Here is a 20,955-nt window from a genome sequence, read left to right as displayed (position 1 = left end):
CGGTCAGGCCAGTTCCACCCTGTCGTTCTGTTCCATGACCCGGCAGCGCCAGCCCAGTTCGTCCTTGATCCGCAGACGCAGCGCATCGGCGGCGTCGGGTTCGCCGTGCACGATGAAGGTCTCGCGGGGCGGCTGCGTAAAGCCGCCCAACCAGCGCAGGATCTCGTCGGCGTCGGCGTGCGCCGACAGCATCGACAGGTTGTCGATTTCCGCGCGCACGGGAATGTAGCCGCCGTGGATCTTGACCGTCGCCGCGCCATCCAGCATGGCGGCGCCCCGGGTGCCCATGGCCTGGAAACCGGCGAACAGGACCGTGTTGCGCGGATCGGGCAGATAGTGCTTGAGATGGTGGATCACGCGGCCGCCGGTGGCCATGCCGCTTGCCGACACGATGATCTTCGGCATGGGCGAGGCGTCGAGTGCCTTGGACTGCTCCACGTCGGTGACGCAGGTGGCCATGCCGAAGGCCGCGCGCGCGTCGGCCAGCGTCAGCCGCTGGTCGGCCAGGTGCCGCAGGTACACGTCCACCGCGCCGCTGGCCATCGGGCTGTCCAGGAATACCGGCAGGTCGCGCGGCAGGCGCCCCGCCTGCCTGAGCTGCCACAGGTAATACAGCAACGCTTGCGCCCGGCCCACGGCGAACGACGGAATCACCACCGTGCCACCGCGCCTGACCGTGCGCAGGATGATGGCCTCCAGGGCGACCAGCACGCTTTCCTTGCTGTGGGCGCGGTTGCCGTAGGTGGATTCGAGCACCAGATAGTCGGCCTGCGGGATCGGCAGCGGCGCCGGCATGAGCGGATCGCCATAGCGTCCCAGGTCGCCGCTGAAGACCAGGCGGCCGCCCGGGTACTCGAGTTCGACAATGGAGGCCCCCAGGATATGGCCGGCCCGGTGCAGCCGGGCCCGACAGCCGCCGGGCAGTTCGACCGAGGTTTCGAAATCCTGGGGGCGCAACGCTGCGATCGCGCGTTGCGCGTCCGCCACCGTATAGAGCGGCAGCGCGGGCTTGTGGCTGGATAGATGGTGCCGGTTCAGGTAATCGGCATCGGCTTCCTGCAGGTGGGCGCTGTCGAGCAGCAGCAGCCGGCACAGGTCGAGCGTGGCGTGTGAACAGTGAACCGGCCCCTGAAAACCGTCTCGCACCAGGCGCGGCAGGTAGCCCGAATGGTCCAGGTGCGCATGCGACAGGACCACGGCGTCGATGTCGGCGGGCGGCACCTGGAACGGCGCCCAATTGCGCAGCCGCAAGGTCTTCACGCCCTGGAACAGGCCGCAATCGAGCAGGATCCGCCGGCCGTCGATCTCCAGCAGGTGGCGCGAGCCGGTGACGGTGCCGGCGGCGCCCAGGAAACACAGCATCGGATGGTTCGACATGGCTCCTCCTTGCGGATGCGCTGCCAGCATCGCACGGCGCGCGCCCATGGGAAATGGCGCGCGGCGCGCGGCTTGACCTAGATCAAGACCGCGCCCGGCGGGCGGATCAAGATGAAGACAAGGCGCCCCGCCAGCCAGGGTACGCCCCTTTTCCCCTGGAGAACAGCATGCTCGCGAGCGAACTCATGACCCCGAATCCCTATTGCGTCAATGCCAGAACGCCCGTCTCCCAGATCATGCGCGCAATGGTCGAGCGGGAAATCAGCGCCGTCATGGTCGTCGGCGACGACGGCACCTTGATCGGCCTGATCAGCGAAGGCGACCTGGTGCGCCGGCAGGACAGCGCCCACCAGAAAAAACTCGACCACTGGCTGGCGCAACTGGCCGAAGGCGAACCCTTGAACCTGGAATTCCTGCACAGCCTGCAACTGGGCGAGCGCGCCGCCGCCAGCGTCATGAGCAGCCCGGTGATCACCGTCGATGAATCGGCGCCCCTGTCGCGGATCGCCGACCTGTTGCTCAAGCACGCCATCAAGCGCGTGCCGGTCACGCGCGACGGCAAGCTGGTGGGCGTGGTCAGCCGCCGCGATATCCTGCGCGCCCTGCTGGCCCAGGATGAGCGCGATTCTCCCGCCCGCAAGGAGGCATCATGACCCGCATCGGCATCGTGTTCTATTCGCGCAGCGGCACCGCGCGCGCGGTGGCCGAACGCCTGGCCGCCATGACCCACTGGCCGGTCCATGAGATCCGCGACCCACAGCCCCGGCTCGGCTTGCGCGGGGACCTGCGCTGCATCGTCGACGTGCTCTTCAAGCGCAGCCCGGCGTACCGCTACGACGGGCCGGCGCTCGACGCCTATGACCACGTGGTGCTGATCGCGCCGGTGTGGCTGCGATCGCTGGCCGCGCCCATGCGCGCATTCCTGCGCAATGCGCGCCAGGGAATTCGGGCCTATTCGGTGATCTGCGTGATGTCCGGATATGGCGGCTTTCGCGCGGTCGACGACATGGCCAGCGCGATCGGCGCCAAGCCGCGCTCGATCCTGCTGCTCAAGCAGTTCGACGTGCTGGCCGGCGAGAGCGACGCGGCGCTGTGCCGTTTCAAGGCGCAGTTGCAGGCCTTCGGCGGCGCGGGTGATTGGGACGACCCGGTGCTGCCCGCCGTCGACTGACCGTCGGGGGGAACAAAAAGGGGACGGCTCGTGCCCGGCCCTTCAGGCCCCGTGCATCGCGACTATGGCGCACGGCGGGGAACTGTGCTGCAATCAATCCAGACCCCCGTTCGGTCCTGGAACGCGCACATCTCACCCGCCCATGGAGCCCCCGGCCAACGCGCCACCGCTTCTCGATATCATCCAGTCCGCCACGGAACCCATCATCACGGTCGACGCGCAACAGCGCATCGTGATGTTCAACCCGGCGGCGGAGCGCGTTTTCCTGCGCCAGGCCGACCAGGCCATCGGCGCCAGTCTCGACATCCTGATACCCGTCCGTTTTCGCGCCGTGCATGCCCGGCATGTCGAGCGCTTTCGCCATACCGGCATTTCCGAACGCAAGATGGGGCTGGGCGCGCCGCTGTGGGGCCTGCGCGCCAATGGCGAGGAATTTCCCATGGAAGCCTCGATTTCGCAGACACAGGGCGAAGCCGGCGTGTTCCTGTCGATTTTCCTGCGCGACATCACCGAGCGGCAGCGGGTCGACCAGGCCCTGCTGGCCTCGCGCGACGAACTGACGCGGCTGTCCAATGCCCTGTTGCACGTACGCGAGCAGGAAAAAAAGCACATTGCGCGGGAATTGCACGATGACCTCGGCCAGAGCCTGACAGCGCTGACCATGGAACTGTCGCAACTGGCCGCGCGCCTGTCGCCGCACGACCAGGACCTGCATGACCGGGTCGAGGCCATGCGCCGCCTCATCAAACTGACTTTCACCTCATTGCGGCGCATCGCCGCCGACCTGCGGCCGGTCATGCTCGATGACCTCGGGCTGGCCGCGGCGATCGAATGGCTGGTGTCGAACTTCGTGTCGCGCTATGGCATCGCCACCGACGCGCATATCGACATCGGCGCCGGCGAACCCGCCAAGCAGGTGGCGACGACACTGTATCGCGTGGTCCAGGAGGCCCTGACCAATATCGCCCGGCATGCGCAGGCCAGCCAGGTGCAGGTGCGGTTGTCCTGCAACGCCACCGAGTGCTGCCTGGTAGTGCAGGACAACGGCGTGGGCGCGACACCGGAGAGCCTGACGCGCAAGCTGTCCTTTTCGCTCGGCCTGCAGGGCATTCGCGAACGGGTGCGCTTGCTCAATGGCGACGTCAGCATCACGACGCGCCGGCAAGGCGGCTTCCGCCTGAAAGCCACCCTGCCGGCCCAGCCGCCGCAGCCGCCGTGGGAGACGCCATGATCGCCGTCATGCTCGCCGACGACCATACCCTGGTGCGCGAGGGCCTGCGCCGCCTGCTGGAACCGACCGGCGACATCTCGGTGCAGGGCGAGGCCGGCAACGGCGCCGAAGCGCTGCGCTTGCTGGCCGAGCGGCCATGGGACCTGCTGGTGCTGGACCTGTCCATGCCGGGCCACGACGGCGTCGACCTGATCCGCCTGATCCGCCGCGACTACCCCGCCGTGCCGATCCTGGTATTGACGATGCACGGCGAGCCGCAATACGCGGTCCAGGCCATCAAGGCCGGCGCGGCGGGTTATCTCACCAAGGACAGCGCCGCCACGGAGTTGGTGCAGGCCGTGCGCCGGGTTGCCGCCGGTGGCCGCTACCTGAGCCCGTCGGTGGCCGAGAGCGTTGCCTTCGAGCGCCATGCCGACGGCGCCCTGCAACCGCATCTGTCGCTGTCCGATCGGGAGTCGTCGGTGTTCCACCACCTCGCCCGGGGCCTGAACAACGCCGACATCGGGCGGCTGCTTTTCCTGAGCGTCAAGACGGTCAGTACCTATAAGAGCCGGATCCTGGTGAAGATGCGCCTGCGCAACCAGGCCGACCTGGTCCGCTACGCGCTCAAGCACCGGTTGATCGATGACCAGGAAGGCCCCGCCGGCTGACCGGGTCGCGCGGCGGTGTAGGAATATTCCTACACCCGATCGGGGGCGATTCGTATGGGAACTGGCGGGTTGCGCCGATAGCGCCGTCGCCGGCCGCCGCGCATACTGCTTGCATGCGCGTGCCGGTCGCGCGCCCGCCTCGATTTCTGCCTGGATATCCTTACCCGATGAGGTGCAACCATGGACACGACCTCGCTCGCGCTGTCGACTCCCCCGCCGGTCAATCAGGGGCTACCGCGCGAATGCGCTTCCTGCGAGGTGGCGCGCCTGTGCCATCCACAGGACTGGGCGTCGCTAGCGCCGGCCGCGCGCGGGCGGCGCAGCGTGCGCCGGGGCGAAGCGCTGTATCGCGCCGGTGACGCATTGCACAACCTGTATCTGCTGCGCGCCGGGTCGATGAAGATCCGCGTCACCAATACGTCGGGTCTGGAGCAGATCACCGCGTTCCCGGGAGCGGGTTCGCTGCTGGGCCTGGATGCCATCGAAACCGGCATCCATACCTGCGATGCCATTGCGCTGGAGGACTCGGTGGCCTGCGCCCTGCCCTACCGCGAACTGGAGGCCAATTGCGAGCAGGATGCCGAGGCGGGACGCCAGCTCCATCGCCTGATCGCGCACGACATGAACCATTGCCAGCGCCTGCTGCTGACCCTGGGTCGCATGACGACGGACGAACGCATCGCCAGCTTCCTGGTCGAGACCTCCGAGCAAATGGCCGCCCATGGTTATTCGTCGCGCCAGTTCGTGCTGAAAATGACGCGCGAGGACATTGCCAACCACCTGGGCATGAAAATCGAAACCGTGTGCCGCGTTTTCGCGCGCCTGCAGGCGGCGTCGCTGCTCCTGGTGAGCAAGCGCCACCTGGAGATCCTCGACGTCGACGCCCTGCGCCGCTTGAGCTGCGGCTGACCCGGCCGCGTAGTTGAGTTTGGTCAATGTCGGCGGGGACGGCGGGCCTATGCTGGATCTTCCAGGCGGCGCGGGCGCATGCATACGCCGTCCCCGTGGAGAGACCCACCATGCAACTCGACTACGAACCCCATGCCGCGCTGTACAAGTACGGCTTCAACAGCCTGCTGGCCTCGGCCTCGGGCTATTTCGACACTTTGCGGCAGTTGCGCACGTTGCAGCTCAGGACCGACAAGGAAATGCTGGCGTTCGTCCAGCATGCCCGCGACCAGGTCGACGCCGCCGACACCGCTGGCGCCTTGCTCGCGGTGCAGCAGAGCTTCATGCTGGAGCTGTTCGGGCGAGAGCTGGCCTACCTGCGGGAGTTGGAAAAGATCGCGCGCGAAGCCACCGCCTTGACCGCCGCGGCCATCCGCAGCAGCCAGAGTCCCTGGCAGGAACGCATGGCGCAGATCGCCGAAGGCGCGGCGCAGTTTCTGTCGCAGGGCAACGGGGCCGGCGGCGATCGCCAGGGCGATGCGGCCGCCGCCGACCGCCACGCTCAACCGACCGCGTAGCCGGCCCAGGCGGCCACGATCATCAGCAGCAGCCCGGGCACCACCTGGGCCGCGAAACGGCGTCCGCCGCTCGCGGCCGCGAACACCGCCTTGCTCAAGGCATTGGCCGACAACGCGGCCAGCACCGGCACCACGGTCTGCGCCGGCAGGACGCGGTCGGCGGCGGCCAGCGTCGCCACCGAGGCCGCCGCCGCATGGGTGTCGACGAAGCCGCCAAGCAATGCCGCCAGCGCGATGCCCCTTTGCCCCAGCCAGGCATTCAACGCGGCCGCCCCGACCAGCACGGCGGCGGCGATCAGCGCCAGCATCAGGGCCGCCTGCGGCTTGAAAGGCCGTCCGGGCTCCACTGGCGTGGCCGGCGGCTGGCGCATCGCGCGCAACAGAAACATCGCGCCATAGGCCAGCGCGGCCGCGCCGCTGCACGCCAGCGGCAGCAACAGGGCCTGCAGCGTGGCCGGACTGATCGCCAGCAGCACCGCCGCCATCAACACCAGGGTCGAGATCGAGGACAACACCGCGCCCGCCACGGCGGGCCCCATCAGCGATGGCTCGGCGGCCACCCGCTGGCCCATGGCGCCGATGGTCACCGTGCTGGAAATGAAGCCCGATGCGAAGCCGGCCAGCGGCAGCCCGATGCGCGGTCCGAACAGCCTCAAGGCGACGTGGCCGGCCGCGCTGACCGCCATCACCAGCACGGTGAACTTCCAGACGGTGCGCAGGTTCAAGGCCTGGAACGGCCCGAGGTAGGCATCCGGCAGCATGGGCAGCACCACCAGCGCGGCAGCCGCCAGGATCAGCCCGTCGACCATTTCCTCGCGGCTCAGGACCTTGCGCACGAACCGATGCAGACGCGTACGCGCCGCCAGCAGGATGGCGGCCGTCACGGCCAGGCCCGACGCCAGCACCGGGTCGCGCAGGCACAGGCCGCCCAGCAGCAGGTTCAACAGCAAGGCCGCCTGGGTGGCCATGCCCTGCCCCGTCCCGGCGGCCCGCGCGTGCGCCAGCAACAGCAGTCCCAACGCCGCCGCCGCCAGGCCCACCAGCAGCGCGCCGCCCTGGTACATGGCGACGGCGCCGAGCAATGACGTCAGGGCAAACGTGCGCACGCCGGCGGTTGGCCGGGCCAATGCGCCGCGTTTGCGCCGCTCGCGCTCCACGCCCATCAGCAAGCCGATGCCGAGCGCGATCGCGAACGGGAGTGGAGTCTGCGTGTCCATGATGTCACGTCAATGCGCCGAAGACGGCGCGGCCGCCCGAAGCCTCATTGTTGCGCCAAAACGGGCCCGGCGGGAATCGGCAATCCGGCCGATCCACGCCCGCCGGCCGATTTCCACGCCGGTTGACTCCCGTCAACATCGACGCGGTCGCGCGCTCCTAACGTAAACCCACGGTAAGCCCCTTCCCCCATTTCGGAGAACTCGCATGTATCAACGCATCCTAGTACCCGTCGACGGCAGTCCGACGTCGGAACGCGGCTTGCAGGAAGCCATCCGCCTGGCCCTGCTGACGCACGCCAGCCTGCGCCTGATCCACGTGATCGACGAAATGTCCTTCATGCTGGGCATCGACGCCTATGGCTACGCCGCCGGCGAACTGCTGGACCTGCTGCGCAAGGACGGCACCGAAATTCTGCAGCAGGCCAGCGCCACCGTGCGCGCGCAAGGCGTGCCGGTCGACAGCGTGTTGTATGAGAATCTGGACAAGACCGTGCAGCAGCGCATCATCGCCGAAGCCGAAATGTGGAAGGCGGACCTCATCGTGATCGGCACGCACGGCCGTCGCGGCGTGCGCCGGCTGGTGCTGGGCAGCAGCGCCGAAGGCGTCCTGCGCACCTCGCCCGTGCCGGTGTTGCTGGTGCGCGCGCCAGAGGAATCCGCGTGATTCCAGGGCGGCACCGGGCGGGGTGATGCGGCATGCGCGCGCCGAGCCACCGGCCCGCGGCGGGCCGGCGCCGGGCGCGGCCCCGCCGGTCCGCTGCCTCGCCCTACAGTCCGCGGCAGTTGGGCGCCGGCCTGATCACCGGCGCGGCCGATGACGATCCCAGCGGCATCGCCACCTATTCCCAGGCCGGCGCCCAGTTCGGCTACGCAATGCTGTGGACGATGCCGCTGACGCTGCCGCTGATGGTGGCGATCCAGCTGGTGAGCGCGCGGATCGGTTACGTGACGCGGCGCGGCCTGGCGGCCAACATCAAGCGCGCCTTCGCGCCGCCGGTCTTGTGGCTGGTGGTCGGCCTGCTGGTGATGGCCAACACGCTCAACCTGGCGGCGGACATCGCCGCCATGGCACAGGCGCTGCACCTGGCGGTGGGCGGCCCGCGCGGCGGCTATGCCGTCGGCATCGGCGCGCTGTGCCTGGCGTTGCAGGTGTTCATGCGCTACCAGGCCTATGTGCGCTGGCTGAAATGGCTGACGCTGGCCCTGCTGGCCTACGTCGCGGTGGCCTTTACCATTGAACTGGACTGGGGCGAGCTGGCGCGCCAGCTCGCCCTGCCCCGCCTGGCGCTCGGCCGTGATGCGCTGCTGATGATCGTGGCGGTGTTTGGCACCACCATCAGCCCCTATCTGTTCTTCTGGCAGGCCGCGCTCGAGATGGAATCGGGTCGGGACGGGCTGACGCGCTCGGCCGGCGAAGTGCGGCGGCAACTGCGGCGCATCCGCGCCGACACGCTGGTCGGCATGACGTTCTCGAACCTGATCGGCTTTTTCATCATACTGGCCACCGCCGCCACGCTGCATGTTGGCGGCGGCGTCCGCATCGAAACCTCGGCGCAGGCGGCCGAGGCGCTGCGGCCCGTGGCCGGCGACCTCTGCTTCCTGCTGTTCTGCCTGGGCATCGTCGGCACCGGCCTGCTGGCGGTGCCGGTGCTGGCGGGATCGGCCGCGTATGCCGTGGCCGAGGCCGCCGGCCTGTCCGCCACCCTGGATGCCCGGCTGGGGCGGGGCGAGGGACACGCGTTCTACGCGGTCATCGCCGCCGCGACGGCGGGCGGCGTGGCGCTGTGCTTCGCGCCGGTCGACCCGGTCGAGGAATTGTTCTGGGCCGCGGTGCTCAACGGCGTGGTGGCCCTGCCCATCATGGCCGTGATGATGGTGTTGGCGTCCCGGCGCGCGGTGATGGGGGCGCACGTGATCGGGCCGCGCCTGTGGCTGGCGGGATGGTGCGCCACGGTGGCGATGGGAGGTGTCGTCGCCGCCATGCTGGCCACGCTCTAGCGGCTCGCCCGATCGCCCGCGCAGGCCGTGGCGGCGTCCCCGCACATGACCAGCGGGACCTTGATGAACTGACTGCCTGACAGGGACAGGCCGCGCAACAGGCGATCCGTCGACAGGATGAAGCCGGCGATCTGCGCGACCGTGGGCGCGCGCGGCCCCGCCATGGCGCTTTCGTCCAGGATCTGGATGGTGCCGTTCTCACCCTCGATCCAACCGGGGCCGGCCAGGAACGCGCGCAACGCGTCGTGGGCGGAAAAGAACAGCACGACGGCCTTGCCGTCGAGGCCGAGAATGGCGCCGGCCGGGCCGGCGATGACGTTGTAATAGGTGCGCTCGCCGCTGGCTTCGATCAGGACGCCGCGCCCGTAGGCCACGCCCAGGATGCCGCCGTCGGCGCGCAGGCCGGGCACCACCAGCACGCCGAAGGCGCGCGCCACCAGGGCCTGCGCGGGGGGCGAGAGCCGGTACAGCCGCGCCAGGGTGGCCTCGGCTTCGCGGTCGATCCGGTCCAGCATCGCGGGCGGCACCGCCAGCGGGCCCGGGGCCGGCTGGGCCCGCGCGGCGCTGGTCAGCAGCAGGGCCAGCAGGAGAAAGAGCAGCAACAGGAGGATGGGCTTTTTCATGAGGCGCTCCCGTGGTGGGCGGCATGGCGGACGCGGCGGCGCCGCCTGGCCAGGATTCACCTAGATTGACGCACGGGCGCGCCGACCCGCTGTTGACAAGTGTCAACCAGTGGGCGGCGTGGCGATGCGGCGGGTTGAGGGCTGCGCGCTACGCGGTCGCGGGCAGTCTTGCGGGCGCGCCCTCCGCCAGGCGCCGCGCCACGCGCCCCTGTTTGCGCGCCGCCCAGAACGACGGCGCTCGCAGGAAGCGCCTGCCGGCCTTGCGCGCCTCGGCCTGGGCTTGGCGCCGCAGGTGTCGGCAGGCGTCATCCAGGCCTTGGCGCGCCAGTTTGCCGGTGGCCAGGCTGACGCAGGTATCCGGCGCCAGGCGCGCCGCGGTGCGCAAATCCTGTGTGCCGCCCAGCGCCGCCTGCAGGTCGGCCAGGCCCTTGGCATAGCGTTCCAGCCGGCGCGAGGGACACAGTTGCAACAGCGCTTCGCTGGCGTAGCGCAGGCGCTTGATCTCGATGCGGGTCTGGTGCTCGCGCCGGGCGCCCTGCCCCTCGGCCTCCAGGCGGCCGCGCAGCGCCGCGTCCCAGCGCTCGAGCCGACGGCGCATGGCGCGGTACAGCGCCTTGGGCTTGCGCTCGGCCAGGGCCGCGTGCATTTCATCGCTGCGCTCGCGCAGCAGGCGCACCATGCCGTCGAAGCGCTCGTTGCGCAGACTGGCGTACATTTCGGCATGCGCCACGTCCGAGCGCGCGCCCGCCCGCCGCAGCGAGACCTCGCGGTCGATGTCCGGCTCGGCCTCGCACAGCCGCGGCAGGACGTCGGCCATGAACACATCCCAATCTCGCGCCCGCGACAGGGGCTGCATGGCCCAGGCGACCTCCCGGCGCAGCGCGCGCCGCAACGGCCGCCGGTCGGCCGGACGCGGCAACAGGTCCGACAAGGCGCACAACCGGCGCACGTAGATCCGCAGGTCGTGGATGAGGTCGGGCGCGGCCTGCCCTACCGCGGCATCGCCTTCCCTCAAGCGCCGCACGCGCCCGTGGATCTCGCCGAACCAGATCGCGGCGACGGCGTGCAGCCCGTCCCGCAAGGGAGATGGCGCGGCGGCGCCATTGCCCTCGGGCCTGGCCCGAGGCGCAGGCGTGGCGCCGGCGGGTTCCCGCGCGCCGCCGCCGTTGGCGGCGGTGCGCTTGGTTGATCGCGTCATGACCGCGCTCCTGGTGATTGGGTCAATCCCACGGTACTCGCGCCCGCCCGGGGCTTATTGACGCGGATCAAGCTTGCAAGGCGCCAACGAAGGGCGCGCCTGGAAATCCGCTGACCGTGGGCGGCAGCGCGATGCCTGCCGTCCCTGCGCGCGGCCAGGCAATGGCAGGCGGCATCAGCCCCCCGCCGCCCGACCCGCATCAGCCCACCACCAGCCTGTCGGCCACCTCGACCACGCCTGGGGCCGACCAGGCGGCGCGTTCGGCCGCGCCCCGCTCGCTCCAGCTGTTGACGCAGCCGTTCAGCGTCACCTTGTTGTCCTGCACGCTGACCTGGACCCGGTTGGCTTCCAGCTGGGCGCTGCGCAGCAAGGCGTCTTCGATGCGCCGCTTGATGTCGCCGGCGCGCACGCTGGGAACGACTTCGATCGTGTTCGAAATGCCGATCACGCCGGAGAGCTTGCGCACCGCGCGTTCGGCGGCGTCTCGCTGGTAGAACCACTCCACATTGCCGCTCAACGTGACCCAGCCTTTTTGCACGGTGACCTGCACCTTGCCATCGGGCACGGTGGCGTCCCAGGCAATGATGCTGAGCGCGCGCGCGGCGATCTGGTCGTCCGCCAGCTGTTTGGCCGCCGCGGTGCGCACCTGGATTTCCTGGGCGATGCCGCGCACGCCTTTCACATGCTGCACTGTATGCTCGGCGGCCAGTTTCTGCGCATAACTGCCGACGTGGCCGCTGAGCGTCACCACGCCGTTCTCCACCGCCACGCCGATGTGCAGGTCGTCGATGCTGGGCTCGAATGCCAGCGCCTGCAGCACCCGCTCCCGCAGTTGTTCGTCACTCATGATGTTCTCCTGGTCCCGGGACCGGGACACCCGGTCCGCGTACATCGCCCGGGCGCGTCGCGCCCCTGGCATCCTGGGGCGTGGCGCTATTCGATCCGCAGCGTCTTGCCCTGGCTGCCCGCCATTTTCGGCAGCGTCAGCACCAGCACGCCGTTTTCGCAGGCCGCCTTGGCGGCGGACGCATCGATCGGGGTTGCCAGGGTGACCGAGCGCTCGATCTGGCCCCAGTAGCGCTCCCTGCGCAGGACCTTGCCTTCTTCCTTGACTTCGCTGCGCTGTTCCTTGTTGGCGGAAATCATGACGGTGGCGCCGTCGATCTGCACCGAGATGTCCTTCTTGTCGACGCCGGGCAATTCGGCCTTCAGGACATACTTGTCGCCGTCCTCGGTGACGTCGAGGTCCATGCGTGGCGATTCGCCGTCGGCGCGCTGCCGCAGCGGCCGCAGGAAAGCTTGGAAGACGTCCGCGAACGGATCGGCGGAGACGGCGCTGTAGGGGGTGAGGCGAGACATGATGGCTCCTTCAATAGCGGTGTGGACACACCTGTCCCGCCATCTTGAGCCGTCATCTCCGGCGCTTGTTGACCTTTATCAAGCAGAAATCGCGCCCCTATTTCGACCGAGGCGATCACCGTCCCTGCAGCCGGACGAGCGCGGCCGCCAGGTCATCGCGCGCCTGGCCAGGCGCGGCGTGGTCGAGCGCCTGCCGCAGCGGTGCGACGGCGGCCTGGCCCGTCCGAAGCAGCATTGCCTGCACGGATGACCGCAGCAACGGATCGTCACTGCGCAGCCGCGCGTCGATCGCCGCCTCGATCACCGCTGATGCAATTTCAGCCGGCAACGGCCAAGATTCACCCGCCACCGCCGCCATCATCGTCGCCTTGTCCACGAGCCGTGTGGCGTCGGTCTCCCCTTTGATCGAGCCCGCAAGATACAGCAGCCCGGCCGGGCCGCTCTGCGCGAGCGTGCGCCACGTGACCCTGGAGGACGTGTTGGAGCGCGATACGGCATCGATCATCGCCTGTGCGATGGCGTCATCGGGCTTGGGAAAGCCGCCGAGCGTGACGATGAGGCGTTCACGCGCTTCATCGGAGGGAGCCCTTTCCAGTGCCAAGATCAGCTCGCGCACGATATCGCGATAGCCTGTAGACCCTGGCCCCAGCGTCTGGGCGATCTGGATGCGGACAGCGGGCGATGTTGATGCCGCGCTGGTGGCATCGAGTTTCAGGCGCACGTCGTCCGGCAAGGTCAGGCCTGCGGCGATCTGCGCCAGATCTCCCAGCGTTCTTTCATCCCGCGTGTCGCGGATGGCCTGAAAAATGGTCTCGGACGCGCCTCGAGTCGCGGTCCATAGCGCCGTCCGCGTTGAAGCACGCTCCGGCTCCGCCTGCGCCTGCCGCAAATGCGCGAGCAAGGGGCCTGCCATGGCGGCGCGTCCAGGCGCGTCGGCCACGGCGAGAATCCTGGCCACCGCGTTCATGCGCGGCTGCGGGACATTGCCGGCCATGTCCCGGGCCATGGCCTGTAGCAACGCGTCGGACAGGCCGACGCCGCCTTGACGGCGTTGCGAGAGAAACGGCGCTGTCCAGAGTTGTTCGGCCAATGCCTGCGCGGCCTGGGTTTTCTCGCCTTCATCCTGCGCAGCCACATAGCGGCGCGCGATCTCGGCAAACCTGCGCTGGTGCTCCGCCGACAGTTCCTCGCGCGGCGGGGACTGCCGGGGCGGATCCGGAAGACCGGCCGCGGCGGCTCCCGCGGCTGTCAATCCCAAGATGGCTGCCAGCCCGAATGGCCGCAATGCCGGGCCGCATGCCCGCCACGCCGGTCGCCGCACGGCGAGCCTGCGCAGGTTGTGTGCCCATTGCCAAAACGTGTCGATAGGTCAGGCTCCGTGTTCAGGTCAGGACGCCGGTCACGCTTCCGGCTGGATACCCAGTGCGGCGTGAGTCCGTATATTAGCCGGCGCTCGTGTCGGTCGCCGGTCGCGCTACGGCGCTCAGCCCGGATGGAACTTCCACAGCGCGCATGCCAGAAAGCCCGCTGCCGGCGCGAGATGGATGGCAAGCCCCTGCCGGCCTTGCAGGATCGACGCGGGCCGTCTTGCGCGGAGCGCCCAGGCGAGCAAGCCGGAATGCGCCAGCAGCAGCCCGACCGGCCACAGCGCCAGGTAAAGCAGTACCCCGAGTGGGTCGGGGCCATAGCCGTCGCCGTGGCGCGGCGGTTCGTAGACGGCGGCGGCGATTGTCCAAGCCGCGAGCGTCAGCAGGCTCACGATAAAACTTATCCGGTAGTACAGAAACAAGGGATCCCCTTTGTTTTTGTGGAGGCGTCATCGCTCCGGTCATGGCGCTCCTCATGCAAGCGTTCTCGACTCAATTCCCCAGCAGCCGCACCGTCTGCGGGTTGTAGCCGGCATAGGCGCCGGCGCCGCAGGCGACGACCGTTCGCGCTTGCGGCGGCACGCCGGTGGCGCGCACGGCCAGCTCGCCGCCACGCAGCCGGAATTCCCGGAACCGCTCCGCGGCCACTGAGCCATCCGGCAGGAAATACAGCCGCACCCGTGGCAGCCCCTTGTCCGGATCCGCCTGGCTCGCGGCGCTGAAAGTGGGCACCCCCACCCTCGCCTCGTGCCAGCGCGAGGGATCTTCCAGCGTCTGCCAGCGCACGCGCAGCGGCTGTTCCAGGTCCAGCATGGCCGGGCTCCCGCCCCGTCCCGGGTCGCAGGGTTCGCCGGCCTGGCTGCGCGCCGCCTGGCCGCCCAGGTCCAGTGTCTGGCCATTGATTTCCAGGCGGGCGATTGCCTGCGTCGTGTAGTTGTCGAGGCTGACTATCGTCAGTCCCGGGGGGCGCGCGGCTGTCATGGCCTCCTCGGTCGTGCCGGCAAAGCGCTCGATGGTCGGCGCGACCTCGACGTGGTCGGCGTAATGGAAGTACTGATAGATCAGCAGCGCCGCCTCGCCGTAGGCGAATGCCGGCAGCAGCTTGTCCAGATCGGGCGCGGGCAGGCGCCGCAGCGGCAGGGAATCGCCGGCATTGCCATCCTGCGTGGAATACGCATAGCGCTCGCTGTCTGGCTTCAGGTGCGCGCCGGCGTAGGGAAACGTGCCAGCCGCCACCAGGTTCGCGCCGGGATAGCGGCGAAAGCGCGAGAACCGGTCGTTTTGCGCCGAAGCGGGTTCCATGTAGGGCGAGCCGCCGCCATCGTTCGAAGATGCGGCGCGATAGTCCAGCCAGAGCGTGCGGCCGCTGAAGTTGACGTGGTTTTCAGTGATGGCCGGGTTGGCATCGCGGAAACGGTCGGCGCCCGCCCGGCGCAGGGTGTCGTCCACCGGCACGATCAGCAGCGCCAGCAGCGAGGGCAGGAACAGCAGCGCGTGGACCCGGCCGGGCACCTTGCCGCGATCGCGCACCAGGTACACAACCCAGGTCAGCGCCAATACGATCGCCAGCGGCCCGCCGTACAAAACCCCGTACGACAGCAGCGCCGCCATGCCCCAGCCGAGGTTGTCGCTGAAGACGGCGAGCAGGCCAAGCGAGGCCAGCAGCGTCGCCAGCGCGAACGACACGATGATGCCAAACAGATAGTTCGTGGTTTTCAATCGATCAGGCCTCGTCGGACTGCCCTGGCATGGGCGGCGGGGTCTTGGGGATGCGGCGTGGGGATCCGGACCCGGCAACGATAACAGAGGCCCGGATCTTGCCAGGACGATACCCTCGAAGGCGTGCCGCGGCCGGCCAGGTCAGGCCGGGTCGGCGCGTCCGTCGGGCCAGGGATCGGCCCAGGCCGGCAGGCGCGCCAGGCCATCGAGCCATTGCACGATGTTCGGGAACGGCGCCATCGGCATGGTGGATGTTCGCCAGTACGCCGCCATCGACGCGAGTTGGAAGTCGGCGATCGTCAGCCGGCCGCACGCGACGTGATCGCGCCGCTGCAGATGCGTGTCCAGCACCGCCGCGTACCGGTTGAAATCCTTGCCCTTGCCCGCCAGCTGGCTCTCGTCCGGCGGCCCGATGCCGAAGGTGGGTTTGACGATGTGCTCGAAGTAGTACGGCGACACCGCCTGTGCCCAGTGGCAATCGTTCCAGGACAGCCAGCGCAGCACCTCGATCTGTTCCCGCGCATCGGTTGGCCACATGTCCGAGCCGGCCTTGACGCACAGGTAGGCCATGATCGCCGATGATTCCCACAGCCGGTAATCGCCGTCCACCAGGGCCGGCGCCTTCATGTTGGGATTGATGGCGGCGTAGTCGGGCCGCCGCAGCGCGCCCGCCATCAGGTCCATTTCGATGAGTTCGGCCTCGATGCCCAGGTGCTTGACCAGGGCCAGGACGCGCCGTGGCGCCTGCGCCTGGATCCAATAGATCTGCATGGGTTGCTCCTCCGGGGTGTCGATAGGGTCACGACTTGCGCAACACCATACCCACGCGGCCGGCCTGGCGTCAAAGGACGTTGCATTGGGAAACGGCCAGCAGCGACGGGCGCCGCTTGCTGCGGCGCGCGGGCGCGCGGAGAATGCGTGGGCGGGTCCCCTTCTTCCCTTCCCCCCGGGAGTTCCTTCGAACATGGCAGACACCCTACTCGTTTTCGCCGTGGTGGCGTTCATCGGCATCGCGACGCCCGGCCCGACGGTGCTGCTGGCGCTCAACAACGGCGCCAGGCTGGGCCTGCGCGCGTCCCTGCCCGGCATGGCGGGCGCTGTGCTGTCGGATGTCGTCCTGATCGGCGCGGTGGCGCTGGGGCTGGGGGCGCTGCTGGCCGCTTCCGAATTCTGGTTCTCGGTCGTCAAATGGATCGGCGTGGCGTACCTGGCCTACCTGGGCCTGCGCCTGTGCCGCTCGTCCGGCGCCCTGACGTTGCCGGACGAAGCCGCCGCGCGCACGCCGTCCGGCCGGGCGGTGTTCCTGCGCAGCTTCCTGGTTGCGCTGACGAACCCGAAGGGATACCTGTTTTTCTCGGCCTTCCTGCCGCAGTTCATCTCCACGCAGGCGCCACAGTTTCCCCAGTATGCGGCGCTGGCGGCGGTGTTCGCCGCCATCGACCTGCTGGTCATGTTCGCCTATGCCTGCGCCGGCGCCAGGGCCATCCGCCTGTTCAAGCGGCGCGGCGCCCGCTGGCTGGACCGGGCGTGTGGGGGCGCGCTCCTGGCGCTGGCCGGCTCGCTGGCGTTCTATCGGCGCGGCGCGTGATTCATTCGCCGCGTCCGTAGCATCCCAGGAACATCGCCACGGCCGAATCCACCACCCGCTCGCGCTCGGCCGCGCCCAGCGGCGGCTGCCCCAGCGTGACCTGCGGCCAGAAGGCGAAGCTTTTGATCAGCCCCTGCAATTGCTGGCCGGCGAATTCCGCGTCGCCGGCGGTCAGGCGGCCATCAGCGATGGCGGCGCGGATCCAGGCGGTTTCGCTGCCCTCCTTCGCGCCCATGCGGCACACGATGGCCTGTGCCCGTTCCGGTGTGTGGATGATCTCGGCCATGGCCACGCGCGCCAGGTCGATGAAGTTCGGATCGCCCAGCAGTTCCAGTTTCCGCAGCAGCAATTGGCGCAGTTGCGTCGCCAGGGGCTGGTCGGCACGGTAGACGACCGTGGCGTTGGCGATGCTGCGGTTCCACAGCTGTTCCAGCATCAGCCCGAACAGTTCTTCCTTGCTGGGGAAATGGTTGTAGACCGTGCGTTTGGACACGCCGGCCGCGGCGGCGATGCGATCCATGCTGGTGGCTTCGTAGCCCGCCGTGCGGAATTCCTCCACGGCGGCGCGGAGGATGGCTTCGCGCTTTTTGTCGGTGAGGCGCTGCGGTGCTTCTGCCATGAGGATTTCCTGATTGGAGCGATAGCGAAAATTCTACACTCGACGGTGTACTTTCAAGAAAAACGAAATTACACTGCTCAGTATACTTTTGGCCTCCGCGGCCATTCCCCCTCCCTTCTGCCGCCAGGAATCTCGCCGTGACCGCTTCGATGCCCGCCTCCCCCGCTTTGCCGGTTGCTCCCGGCGCTCGCCCGACGCATCATGGCGACGGCCGTTTCCGCAATGCCCGTCCCCGCCCGTCCCTGGGGTTCTGGCAGGGGCTCAAGCTGACCTGGGCCTTCCTGTTCGGCAAGCCGGCCGGCACCGTGCCCGACCAGCCGATCCCGGTGCGGCCGCTGAGCCGCGCCGAACTGGGAGCCGCGCCCGACCGCAGCCTGTTCCGGCTGGGGCACTCAACCATCCTGATGAAATTGCGCGGCCGCTACTGGCTGACCGATCCGGTGTTCTCCGAGCGCGCCTCGCCGGTGCAATGGGCCGGACCGGCGCGCTTTCATGCGCCGCCCATCGCCATCGACGATCTGCCGCCGATCGCCGGCGTGATCCTGTCGCACAACCACTATGACCATCTCGACCGCGCCGCCGTGACCCGCCTGGCGGCGCGCACCGGCCGCTTCATCGCGCCGCTGGGCGTGGGCGACCAGTTGATCGCGTGGGGCATCGATCCGGCCAAGGTGGAACAGCTGGACTGGTGGCAGTCCACCGAGGTCGAAGGCCTGCGCCTGACCGCCACCCCGGCGCAGCATTTCTCCGGTCGCGGCCTGGCCGACAGCGATCGCACCCTGTGGGCCTCGTGGGTCATCGACGACGCCGGCATGCGCGTGTTCTTCAGCGGCGACAGCGGCTATTTCGACGGGTTCAAGGCCATCGGCGACGCCTTCGGGCCGTTCGACCTGACGCTGATGGAAACCGGCGCCTACGATAAGCGCTGGGCCTTCGTGCACATGCAGCCCGAGGAAACCTTGCAGGCCCACCTGGATCTGGGCGGCCGCTGGCTGCTGCCGATCCACAACGGCACCTTCGACCTTGCCATGCATGCCTGGCAGGAGCCGTTCGAGCGCATCGCCGCGCTGGCGGCCGAACGCGGGGTCCCATTGGCCACGCCCGAAATGGGTGAGCGGCTGGACCTGGACACCCCGCATCCGGGATCGCCCTGGTGGCGGGCGGTTGCCGCGCGCCAGCCGGCGTCCGGCGCGTGCCGCCGCCTGGCGCCTTGCCGGGCCCGGTGAAGCGGCAGGACGGCCCCCAGGGCCGTCCGGGTATCGGTGGGAACGCCCGAGGGCCTCGCAACCGCAATCTGTTTACAATCGCAACGCAACGCGTATTGCGCCCAAGCCAATGCCCGCGACCCGGGTATTGCGGCTTGATCAGCCAGCTTCGGCTAGGGTGTGGCCTGCGCGCATGACCTGACCGCGCACCCATCGACAGATGGGTCGCTCCGGCCGCCTGCCGGACCGGTCGGGTTCCCATTCCATGATGTTCCCGCAACCGCCCCGTCCCGCCCTGGCGCCCTGGATGGCCGGGAAGCCGTTTGCGTATTTTTCGTCCGGAGGTGCCTGCGCCCCTTTTCCCGTAGTGCCTACAACGACAACAACATAATCCTTTGAACCGTAAGGTCTAATACCCATGAGAAAGTTTCTCAAAATCGTGGGCAGCCTGGTGGTGACGGTGGTGGTCGCGGCCGCCCTGTTCCTGTACTGGCCCCTGCATCAACGTTCGGTCCCGGCAGCCGACAACGACAAGCCCCTGGACGCCGTGCTCGTCGGCGGCGGCATCATGAGCGTGACGCTCGCCACCTACCTGCAGGAATTGCAGCCGGACTGGCGCGTCGAACTGTTCGAACGCCTGGACGGCGTGGCGCTGGAAAGCTCCAACGGCTGGAACAATGCGGGCACCGGCCACTCGGGTTTCGCCGAGCTGAACTACACCCCCGAGATGCCCGACGGTTCCGTCGATATCAAGCGGGCCATCAATATCGCCGAGCAGTTCGAGATCTCGCGCCAGTTCTGGGCCCATCAGGTCAAGGTCGGCCGCCTGGGCCAGCCGTCGGACTTCATCAACCCGACCGGCCACATGAGCTTCGTCTGGGGCGATGACCGCATCGAATACCTGCGCAAGCGCCGCGATGCCCTGGTCAAGAGCCCGCTGTTCTATGGCATGGAGTATTCCACCGACCCGGCGCGGATCCGCCAGTGGGCGCCGCTGCTGATGGAAGGCCGCGACGCCAGCCAGAAGGTCGCCGCCACCTACATGCCGCTGGGCACCGACGTGAACTTCGGCGTCATCACCAACCAGCTGACCCAGGGCCTGCAACGCAATCCCAACTTCACGCTGCAACTGCGGCATGAGGTCACTGCGCTGCGCCAGAACGGCGACAAGACCTGGAACGTCACGGTCAAGGACCTGAAGACCAACCAGGAGCGCACGGTGAAGTCGCGCTTCGTCTTCATCGGCGCGGGCGGCGCCTCGCTCAAGGTGCTGCAGCTGTCCGGCATTCCCGAATCGAAGAACTACGCCGGCTTCCCGGTGGGCGGCCAGTTCCTGGCCTTCGACGCGCCGGCCATCGCCGGCCGCCATGAGGTCAAGGCCTACGGCATGGCCGATACCGATTCGCCGCCGATGTCGGTGCCGCACCTGGACGCGCGCAAGCTGGACGGCAAGCCGGTGGTGCTGTTCGGTCCGTTCGCGCTGGCCACGACCAAGTTCCTCAAGCAGGGCTCGGCCTTCGACCTGTTCTCGTCGGTCAACCACAACAACGTCGCCAGCATGGTGGACGTGGGGCTGGAGAACCTGGACCTGGTCAAGTACCTGGTGGACCAGGCGCAACTGACCGACGCCGATCGTCATGCCCAGTTGCTCAAGTACTTCCCGCAGGCCAAGCCCGAAGACTGGCGCCTGGTGACGGCCGGTGAACGCGTGCAGGTCATCAAGCGCGATCCGGAGAAAGGCGCGATCCTGCAGTTCGGCACCGAAGTGGTGACCGACAAGGACAACACCATTGCCGCGCTGCTGGGCGCTTCGCCCGGCGCCTCGACCTCGCCGCCCATCATGCTGAACCTGCTGGCCAAGGCCTTCCCGCAGCAGATGGAGGCGGGTTGGAAGGCGCGGCTGAAGGAGATCATTCCGTCGTACGGCCAGAAGCTCAACGACAGTCCGGCGCTGACCAACCAGATCCGCGCCATGACGAGCCAGGTGCTGCACCTGCCGTACGTGGAGGTGCCGGTGCCGGAAGCCGCGCCCGCCGCGCCGGCCGTGGCGCCGGTGGCGCCCGCCGCCCGGGAGCCGGGCGCGCCGGCGCCAGGCCGCAATGCCAACACGGAAATGCAGGCGCTGTAAGGCCCGCCCCGCCCTCCCTCGCCGGAGGGCTTTTTTTGC

The 20,955-nt window shown here is 68.7% G+C and carries 22 protein-coding genes; 11 read left to right on the top strand and 11 right to left on the bottom strand.

The window, feature by feature from the left end; all coding sequences use genetic code 11:
* Positions 1–3: 3 nt before the first annotated feature.
* Positions 4–1,377: an MBL fold metallo-hydrolase RNA specificity domain-containing protein gene (locus HV742_RS17275; RefSeq protein ID WP_175145963.1), complete on the bottom strand. Its 1,374-nt coding sequence runs from the start codon at positions 1,375–1,377 to the stop codon at positions 4–6.
* A 167-nt stretch (positions 1,378–1,544) separates the two neighbouring features.
* On the opposite strand from HV742_RS17275, the gene HV742_RS17270 reads away from it, so the two are divergent.
* From HV742_RS17270 to HV742_RS17245, 6 genes are all read left to right on the top strand, one after another.
* Entirely contained in the window at positions 1,545–2,030 is a 486-nt protein-coding gene (locus HV742_RS17270; RefSeq protein WP_049073744.1) for a CBS domain-containing protein, read from the top strand.
* Positions 2,027–2,548 carry a flavodoxin family protein gene (locus tag HV742_RS17265; protein WP_068952719.1) on the top strand — a complete coding sequence of 174 codons (522 nt, stop codon included), beginning with the start codon at positions 2,027–2,029 and terminating at the stop codon, positions 2,546–2,548. The genes HV742_RS17270 and HV742_RS17265 overlap by 4 nt, the downstream gene beginning before the upstream one ends.
* Positions 2,549–2,690: 142 nt before the next feature.
* Positions 2,691–3,779 (top strand): PAS domain-containing sensor histidine kinase, encoded by a 1,089-nt coding sequence (locus HV742_RS17260; protein WP_175145962.1) that lies wholly within the window; start codon positions 2,691–2,693, stop codon positions 3,777–3,779.
* A complete protein-coding gene (locus HV742_RS17255; RefSeq protein ID WP_175145961.1) occupies positions 3,776–4,429 on the top strand; it encodes a response regulator in 654 nt (217 codons plus the stop codon). Before HV742_RS17260 ends, HV742_RS17255 begins: the two co-directional genes overlap by 4 nt.
* Before the next feature lie 180 nt (positions 4,430–4,609).
* Entirely contained in the window at positions 4,610–5,338 is a 729-nt protein-coding gene (locus HV742_RS17250) for a helix-turn-helix domain-containing protein (protein ID WP_175145960.1), read from the top strand.
* Positions 5,339–5,448: 110 nt separating this feature from the next.
* Positions 5,449–5,895, top strand: a complete 447-nt coding sequence (locus tag HV742_RS17245) for a hypothetical protein (protein WP_049073738.1) — start codon at positions 5,449–5,451, stop codon at positions 5,893–5,895.
* Here HV742_RS17245 and HV742_RS17240 read toward each other — a convergent pair.
* Complete coding sequence (locus HV742_RS17240; protein ID WP_175145959.1) at positions 5,880–7,112, bottom strand: MgtC/SapB family protein; 1,233 nt, start codon at positions 7,110–7,112, stop codon at positions 5,880–5,882. The genes HV742_RS17245 and HV742_RS17240 overlap by 16 nt on opposite strands.
* Before the next feature lie 205 nt (positions 7,113–7,317).
* Between HV742_RS17240 and HV742_RS17235 the strand changes: the two genes are divergently transcribed.
* A complete protein-coding gene (locus tag HV742_RS17235; RefSeq protein WP_049073734.1) occupies positions 7,318–7,776 on the top strand; it encodes a universal stress protein in 459 nt (152 codons plus the stop codon).
* A 32-nt stretch (positions 7,777–7,808) separates the two neighbouring features.
* Positions 7,809–9,110 (top strand): NRAMP family divalent metal transporter, encoded by a 1,302-nt coding sequence (locus tag HV742_RS17230; RefSeq protein WP_100504680.1) that lies wholly within the window; start codon positions 7,809–7,811, stop codon positions 9,108–9,110.
* Here HV742_RS17230 and HV742_RS17225 read toward each other — a convergent pair.
* The 8 genes from HV742_RS17225 to HV742_RS17190 form a co-directional block, all read right to left on the bottom strand.
* Positions 9,107–9,733, bottom strand: coding sequence for a lipid-binding SYLF domain-containing protein (locus HV742_RS17225; RefSeq protein WP_100508629.1), 627 nt, complete (start codon positions 9,731–9,733; stop codon positions 9,107–9,109). The genes HV742_RS17230 and HV742_RS17225 overlap by 4 nt on opposite strands.
* Positions 9,734–9,881: 148 nt before the next feature.
* Positions 9,882–10,931, bottom strand: coding sequence for a CHAD domain-containing protein (locus tag HV742_RS17220; RefSeq protein WP_175145958.1), 1,050 nt, complete (start codon positions 10,929–10,931; stop codon positions 9,882–9,884).
* A gap of 199 nt (positions 10,932–11,130) precedes the next feature.
* A complete protein-coding gene (locus tag HV742_RS17215; RefSeq protein WP_049073724.1) occupies positions 11,131–11,778 on the bottom strand; it encodes a BON domain-containing protein in 648 nt (215 codons plus the stop codon).
* An 86-nt stretch (positions 11,779–11,864) separates the two neighbouring features.
* On the bottom strand, positions 11,865–12,290 hold the full coding sequence (locus HV742_RS17210; RefSeq protein WP_063583046.1) for an Hsp20/alpha crystallin family protein: 426 nt from the start codon (positions 12,288–12,290) through the stop codon (positions 11,865–11,867).
* Positions 12,291–12,405: 115 nt separating this feature from the next.
* Positions 12,406–13,548 (bottom strand): hypothetical protein, encoded by a 1,143-nt coding sequence (locus tag HV742_RS17205; RefSeq protein ID WP_175145957.1) that lies wholly within the window; start codon positions 13,546–13,548, stop codon positions 12,406–12,408.
* A 225-nt stretch (positions 13,549–13,773) separates the two neighbouring features.
* Entirely contained in the window at positions 13,774–14,079 is a 306-nt protein-coding gene (locus HV742_RS17200; protein WP_175145956.1) for a hypothetical protein, read from the bottom strand.
* Positions 14,080–14,149: 70 nt separating this feature from the next.
* Entirely contained in the window at positions 14,150–15,376 is a 1,227-nt protein-coding gene (locus HV742_RS17195) for a hypothetical protein (protein WP_175145955.1), read from the bottom strand.
* Between the two features lie 141 nt (positions 15,377–15,517).
* Positions 15,518–16,147, bottom strand: coding sequence for a glutathione S-transferase family protein (locus HV742_RS17190; RefSeq protein WP_049073715.1), 630 nt, complete (start codon positions 16,145–16,147; stop codon positions 15,518–15,520).
* Positions 16,148–16,340: 193 nt separating this feature from the next.
* Here HV742_RS17190 and HV742_RS17185 point away from each other — a divergent pair, with 193 nt between their 5' ends.
* Complete coding sequence (locus HV742_RS17185) at positions 16,341–16,964, top strand: LysE family translocator (RefSeq protein ID WP_054418144.1); 624 nt, start codon at positions 16,341–16,343, stop codon at positions 16,962–16,964.
* Position 16,965: 1 nt separating this feature from the next.
* On the opposite strand, the gene HV742_RS17180 is transcribed toward HV742_RS17185, so the two are convergent.
* Entirely contained in the window at positions 16,966–17,583 is a 618-nt protein-coding gene (locus tag HV742_RS17180) for a TetR/AcrR family transcriptional regulator (RefSeq protein ID WP_175145954.1), read from the bottom strand.
* A 149-nt stretch (positions 17,584–17,732) separates the two neighbouring features.
* On the opposite strand from HV742_RS17180, the gene HV742_RS17175 reads away from it, so the two are divergent.
* Positions 17,733–18,809 carry an MBL fold metallo-hydrolase gene (locus tag HV742_RS17175; protein ID WP_175146017.1) on the top strand — a complete coding sequence of 359 codons (1,077 nt, stop codon included), beginning with the start codon at positions 17,733–17,735 and terminating at the stop codon, positions 18,807–18,809.
* Between the two features lie 397 nt (positions 18,810–19,206).
* The gene (gene mqo / locus HV742_RS17170; protein ID WP_049073710.1) at positions 19,207–20,916 is read left to right on the top strand and encodes a malate dehydrogenase (quinone); all 1,710 of its coding nucleotides are present in this window, start codon (positions 19,207–19,209) and stop codon (positions 20,914–20,916) included.
* Positions 20,917–20,955: the final 39 nt, after the last annotated feature.

The organism is Achromobacter ruhlandii (assembly GCF_902859695.1).
Classification (GTDB): Bacteria; Pseudomonadota; Gammaproteobacteria; order Burkholderiales; family Burkholderiaceae_B; genus Achromobacter; species Achromobacter ruhlandii.
This window is presented reverse-complemented; position numbering and strand designations above follow the sequence as displayed.